The sequence below is a fragment of the Aeromonas sp. TW 6 genome (assembly GCF_013168745.1).
Lineage (GTDB): Bacteria > Pseudomonadota > Gammaproteobacteria > Enterobacterales > Aeromonadaceae > Aeromonas > Aeromonas caviae.
On the sequence record NZ_JABERS010000087.1, the window covers coordinates 1 to 6,250 of the forward strand.

General features: G+C 57.9%; 2 protein-coding genes. Both read right to left on the reverse strand.

The window, feature by feature from the left end; translation table 11 throughout:
* Positions 1-107: 107 nt before the first annotated feature.
* Complete coding sequence (locus HKD46_RS20860; RefSeq protein ID WP_221413927.1) at positions 108-3,476, reverse strand: class I SAM-dependent DNA methyltransferase; 3,369 nt, start codon at positions 3,474-3,476, stop codon at positions 108-110.
* A gap of 3 nt (positions 3,477-3,479) precedes the next feature.
* Positions 3,480-6,095, reverse strand: coding sequence for a DEAD/DEAH box helicase (locus tag HKD46_RS20865; RefSeq protein WP_185219335.1), 2,616 nt, complete (start codon positions 6,093-6,095; stop codon positions 3,480-3,482).
* Between the last annotated feature and the right edge of the window lie 155 nt (positions 6,096-6,250).

A 6,250-nucleotide genomic window follows, 5' to 3' on the forward strand; every position in this document is an offset into this window, starting at 1 on the left:
TGATTAGCATTAATAATGGTCATAGGCTTCGCGCGTGTTGATTTTGTTTGGCGATAAAATTAGATCACAAACGAAGCCTTTTTTATATCTATTTCAATTGGTTGGCGCTAAAGATCCTGTACATGATGCCCTATTGGAAAGAGCATATGTTGATTCTGAAACTGATAGTGGGCCCGCAAGCGAGGATAAACCGAAGCACGCAATAACCCGCCCTTGGGATCATCATAGATCCCTTCGGGATGCAGAAAGCCGGAGACCCCTTGCTCTGCACCCAAGCGCCAGGCCTGCGGCAGGAAACATTTATAGAGGTTGGTCTGAGTCCCCTTGAGCACCGGATAGTTCTGCAGGGCATTGAGGAAATTTTGCGTTCCTTCACAGCCCTCATATTCGCTGCGCCAGGCAGCTTCCAGTGCCGGATATTGCTCGAAGGCCTCATCGCGCAGCGTGGTCAGCTTGGAGGCACTGAGCTTGCGCAGCACAAATTCCGGCTCAAAATCCCCCAGCACGCCGGCTTCCTGCCACTCCACCTTGAGCCAGGGAGGGTTCCCCAGCATCAGGTCAAAGCCGCCGCGTTCGGCAAACAGATCGCAAAACTCCAGATCCCAGTGGAAGAAGCGCTGGACGCGGGTGATTTTATCTACCAGCTGCAGGCGGGGCAGCACGGCAAAGAGTTTATTGCGCTGCAGCACGCCGCTGCCGCTAAACAGCGACATCTGCTCACCGGAGGCCGGATCCAGACCCAGATCCAGCTGGCCGCTGGCCGCGGGCTCAAGTTGGGCTTCGGCGCTGGTCTGCACCACGCCATCGAGCAGGGTCTCGATTTCAAACAGCCAGTCGGCGCGATCGGGCAGCTCCGCGGCCTGGTCAATCGGCCAGAACCAGAGGGCACACCAGTAGTCCATCACCCAGCGCAGTTTCTGGTAGGCACTGCTCTCCTGCTGACGGCTGCTGAGGGTGGCATCCTTGCTGCTGAGGCTGGCATGCACCTGTGCCGTGCTGGGATTCGGCCACACCGGATAGCTGTCGGCGGTCTGACGGCGCTCGGCGTTGAGCTGCTGACGATACGCCTGCCACAGCGCCTCGACCTTGGCGCTGATGCGCTGCAGATCGGTGATCTCGCTCGGGCTCAAGCTGGCGGTAAACGCCTTGCGCCAGGTATCCAGCGCCTTGAACGCCGCGGGATAGCGCGCCTTGACGGTCTTGTCGCTGTAGCTGGCCATACCGGCATCCGGCAGCAGGAAGTGGAACACCTGTTTGTCGGCCCGGGGGGTCTTCATCGCCAGTGAGTGCGGCTCGCTATTGAGCCAGCTCGGGTCTTTGGCCTTCTTGTAACTGAGTTCACTGACGTTAAACAGCTGGCGGCGGGCGCCAATCAGCGAGTTACCGCAATGCAGCTGATAACCGAACCAGGGCACAAAGGCATCGCCACTGATGGCGTTGAGCCAGAGCGAGACTTCGGCCAGCTCGACCGCTACCGGGTTCAAGTCGACGCCGAACACGTTGTTATCGGCGATATACATCTTCACCCGTTGCAGCTCGCGGGTGTAGCTATCTTGCGGAATGCGTTTGCCCTCGGCCTGCTGCTTGTGGTGCAGATAGGCTTCGGCCAGTTGGTTGATGGCTTCGTTCAAGAAGGCCGCACTGCCCATCGCCGGCTCGCAGACGGTCAGATGCAAGATAGCATCGGCCCGGGCATGAAGGTCATCAATCGGCTCGATCTGCTCCTTGAACAACTCTTTTAAGGCGTATTTGACCAGGGAGCGGGTCAGCACTTCCGGCGTGTAGTAGGAGGCGGATTTTTCGCGGTCACGCCCGGCCATGCGGTAGATAAAGCTGCCCTTGCGATGGATGCGCAGGCTGCCGTCAGCGTTATAGACCTTTTCATCATCGTGATATTTGCCAATCTCGGCGGCGGTGACGAAGTAGCCGGTATCCAGCTCGTTGAACTCGCTGTCGGCCTTTTTCACCTCGTACAGATCTTCACTGGCAAAGAAGCCGCGGTAGGAGAGCAGCGCCTCGTACACGGCACCCAACTGGTTGATGCCCAGCTGGCGGTAGGAGATGCGACCACGACGACTGAAGCGCCCTTTGCCCGGACGGCTGAGGGACATGGCCTGAATGACCTGTTGCAGGGTTTCGTTACGAAACACCACGCGGTTGAGATGGCGGGTTTTATCGCTGGCGAACAGGTGGCTTTCCAGTTGCGGAATGAAGAACTGATGATCGTTGATGCTGAGGTGCGCTTCATGCTCCTCGCCGGCCGCGATACCCAAATCGCCCTGAGCCTGGATGCCACCGCCATAGCCTTCACGCACCAGCTTGAACAACATCTCCAGGCTGTCGTGCAGGTAGTGACCATTGCGATCCTCTTCGGTGGTCAAGGGGATCATCTCCAGATCGCGCAGCGTCTCCAGGCTGTAGCCCTGCAGATAGGTCTTGGCGGTCATGGGGGCATAACCCAGCTCCGGGCGCGCCTCGATATAGAAGAGGAACAGCAGACGGTACATGTAGCGCAGGCACTCACGGCTCAGGTCATCTGGACTGACGGCCTTCTGCCCTGTGTAGGTGGCCAGCCCGCGCTCGATGAGGTAGCTCATCGCCTCGTTGCCCAGCAGCTCTATGCTCTCGCGCAGGGCGTATTTGAGATCTTCGGAGACGCCAAAGGCATGCTTATGGGAGTTGTCATCCAGCGAGTCGAGATAAGGCGCACCGCTGCCGGGCAGCAGCGAATCCTTATGCAGCAACGCCGCGACGGCCTTGAGAGTATCGCCCTCGCGACGGCTCAATATCTCTTCAAAATCAAAACGCAACAGGCGGTTCTGCGCCCACTTGGTTCGGTCGAGCAGCAGCAGTTGGCGGTTGCCCAGCAGCAGCACAAAGCGGGGCGGCTCGGCCTGAGTAAAGACGCTGGAGGAAAGCAGATCCTGCCAGCTACGCGGCTCCCCGCGGCTGTTCTTGCACAGATTGTCACGCAGTTTTGGGTCAACATCGGCCGGGAATTGTGCCTTGAGCAGTGGCAGCGAGAGCGGATCGCTACTGCCCTCCTCTGCATCGTGGGCTTCGGCAATCCACAGCCAAGGGCTGCCATCGGCACTGTTGTAACGGGCCACCAGCGGCAGCGGCGCGTTGTCATCCAGCGTCTGGAGCTGTGGAGTCAGCTCATAACCGAGTGCCTGCAACAGCGGCTGCCAGCGGCTGCGCTGATCAGCTAGACGTTGCGCGACCTGGCGCTGCTTTTCATGCTCGGCCAACTGACGGAAAAACACAGTAGCCAGGGTGCTGAGTTGATTCCACGGGGCGCGATACCCGGCGGCAACCTCTTTGCCCTGCTCGCGGGCAGCCCGTTCGATCTCCCGGGCCGCGTTTTCCTGTTCCGTCCAGGGCTCCAGTACATCGCGAATGTCGTTGCTGAAGACCTCGCCCAGGTAGTGGTTGGAGTAGAATTCGTTTTCGTTGTTGATGCCGACTAGTGCCATAAATTAACCCTCCGCCCCGGTAATGACTGCAATGAGCTGGATATACGGCTCTTTTTCTGTGGTCATGGTGTCCTGGATCCACTCCAGATAGCTTTCGAAGTTGTGCTCTATCTCGCGCTGGCGCTGCTCTTTGCGGTTTTGTTTGACCGACTCGAGCTGCTTGTTATCGGCAAAGTCCAGATCCAGCTGCTTGAGCTGACGCCCCTTGAGCACATCGAGCTTCTCCAACTGTTCGGTCAGCCGCTGGTTGATCTGCTCCTCAAAGGCATTGCGCTCATGCACAAAAACCTCTTTGGCGTGGTTGATGGCCGCTTCAAGTAACTGCTGTTGACGCTCATGGTTACGCTGCAGGCCACCGGCATTGGAGAGCTTGCCTGCCAGTTGCGGATGGTCGGCCACAAATTGCGCGAACGGTACACTGCCGGTGAAAGCCTCGCGGTTGAAGCTGACCACCAGCCAGGGGTTGACCATGGGGTGCGATTTGCGGTTCGGGAACAGACCGGAGAGGATGAAGTGATCTTCGTCCGGCGACAGGGTATGCGACAGGCGGATCACCGGTGCCTGATGGCGACCGAATGCGGCCTGCATCTTGTCATCCAGCCACTGCACCACCGGGTTGATCTGCCACAGGTAGTGCACCGATGGCCAGGCATGCTGCTCACCACGTGAACGGGTAATGGCCTCGGTGATAACCTGTTTGTCCTGACTGAGGTAGAGCTCCCAATTCTCCGGGGTGATTTCCGGCGGCAGTTGCGCAAAACGACGGCGCAGCTCCTCTGGTGCCACCAGTGAGAGCGTGCCATCCGGCAAGGTATCGTACTGGATGGTTTGGCCGCTGGTTTTCCCAATGGTCTTGAGAAAGCCCAGCGCCTTCTCGCAGTAGGCCTGCTCGCTGGCAAACAGCGAGGTGTCGCTGGCCGTTGCCGTTGTGCTATCGCTACTCACACCACTCGCCAGAGCCCCAAGTAGATCATGCTCAGGGCTCTGAGTCACATTGCTGTTGAGCAAGGCTTCGAACAGGCTGGCGCCATCATCATCCCGCATCATAAAGTCGGTGACTTGCTGCTCTTCCTCTTCCTGGGTGTATTTGCCGGTGAACTCCGAGCTGTCACCGATGTTTATCTGCGCCTGCTCGTCCTTATTGATCAACACCTCGAGTACGCGCATATCACCGTTGATCTGCGCCTCGGCCGCTTCGGTCAACAGATAACGGATCTGCGGTACCTGTTTCTGGCCGTAACGATCGATACGACCGTTGCGCTGCTGGAAGACCATCAGCGACCAGGGAATATCAAAGTGGATCATCTTGTGGCTGAGGTGGTGCAGGTTGATACCTTCGGAGGCGACATCCGAGCAGATCAGCAAGCGCAGTGGGGACTGCTCTTTACCAAAGGCCTCGACGGTATCCATCAGCACAGTGTCACCCTGATCACCACGCAGCGTAGCCAGTTGATCGTCCTTGAGTTTCAAGTCGGCTTGCAACTGATTGGCAAGAAACTCCAGGGTCTTGATGCTTTCGGTGAAGATCACCAGACGGTCATCGCTCTTATTGGCCTTCCACTGCAAATCGGCGCGGATCGTCTCCAGTAGCAACTGGTACTTGCTGAACTGGCTGGCATCGACATTATTGAGCGCGGCAAGCAGCGACTGCAGTTCGTTGATCTGGCTTTGGCTGTTGATCTCCTTGCGGCTTTCCAACCGTTTGAGCCGATTGGCCACCACGCTGGCACATGCCATCGGGCTGGAGAACAGAGCCTTTTCCAGGGTGACCTTGAACAGCCGCCCCTTGGTCGCGGGAGTATCGTCGTCATCATCATCGCGTAGCTTGCTCTCTACCAGTCGCCGATAAACCTCCTCCTCGGCCGCACTGGCTTTACGCTTGAGGGCACTGATCTGGCGCTCCGGGAACTCACCGACCATCTGATCCTTGACGTCTTTTTTGAAGCGGCGCACCACCAGATTCTTATCCGCAAAATCGCTGTACTCATACTCTTGCGGGTTGGCGATGGCAGTTGGATCCAGCATGTTCATCAGGCTGGCAAAGCTCTCCGGCTTGCCGTCATGGGGCGTGGCCGAGAGCATGATCAGGGTATCGCTGCGCCCTGCCAGCAGCTTGGCCAGTTTGCTGCGCAACGAGCTGGTGCCGCGCTCGGCGACGTTGTGTGCCTCGTCGATGACGATGATGTCCCACCAGGCATTTTCCAGATGATGGCGGTACTCGATGTCCTGCTTGAGGGTATCAATCGAGATGATGGTCTTGTCGAAATAGTGGAACGGGTTGTGATTGGTTGGGATACGATTGCGCACCCGTTGCAGTCCGGCAGAGTCCAGACGGGTCAGCGGGATGGCAAAACGACTCCAGAACTCTTTTTGGAACTGGGTCAGCATCGACTTGACCGCCAGTACCAAGATTCGTTTGCCGCGACCACGCCGGATCAACTCCGACACCAATATGCCTGCTTCGAGTGTCTTTCCCAGGCCCACCGCATCGGCAATCAAGATCCGCTGCCGGGGTTGCGCCAGCGCCATGCTGGTCGGGTCAAGCTGGAACGGCATGGAGTCCATCGCCGCCCGGTGGCCGAAGTGCACCAGATTATCGGTCGGTACGCGCTGACGCAATTGGCTCTCGATATAGAGCTGCGCAGCCGTAAGTATTCACCGGAACAGTATTGACACAGGAAAAATGAGACGATCGTCTCTTGATCCCACTTTCCTGCTTGCTTGATCCTGCTCCTTAGATACGCTCCCCCCATGAGCAAAAACACCATGCATTC

Coding starts and splice junctions, on each gene's coding strand:
- HKD46_RS20860 (WP_221413927.1), bottom strand. CDS start 3,476: ATGGCACTAGTCGGCATCAACAACGAAAACGAATTCTACTCCAACCAC.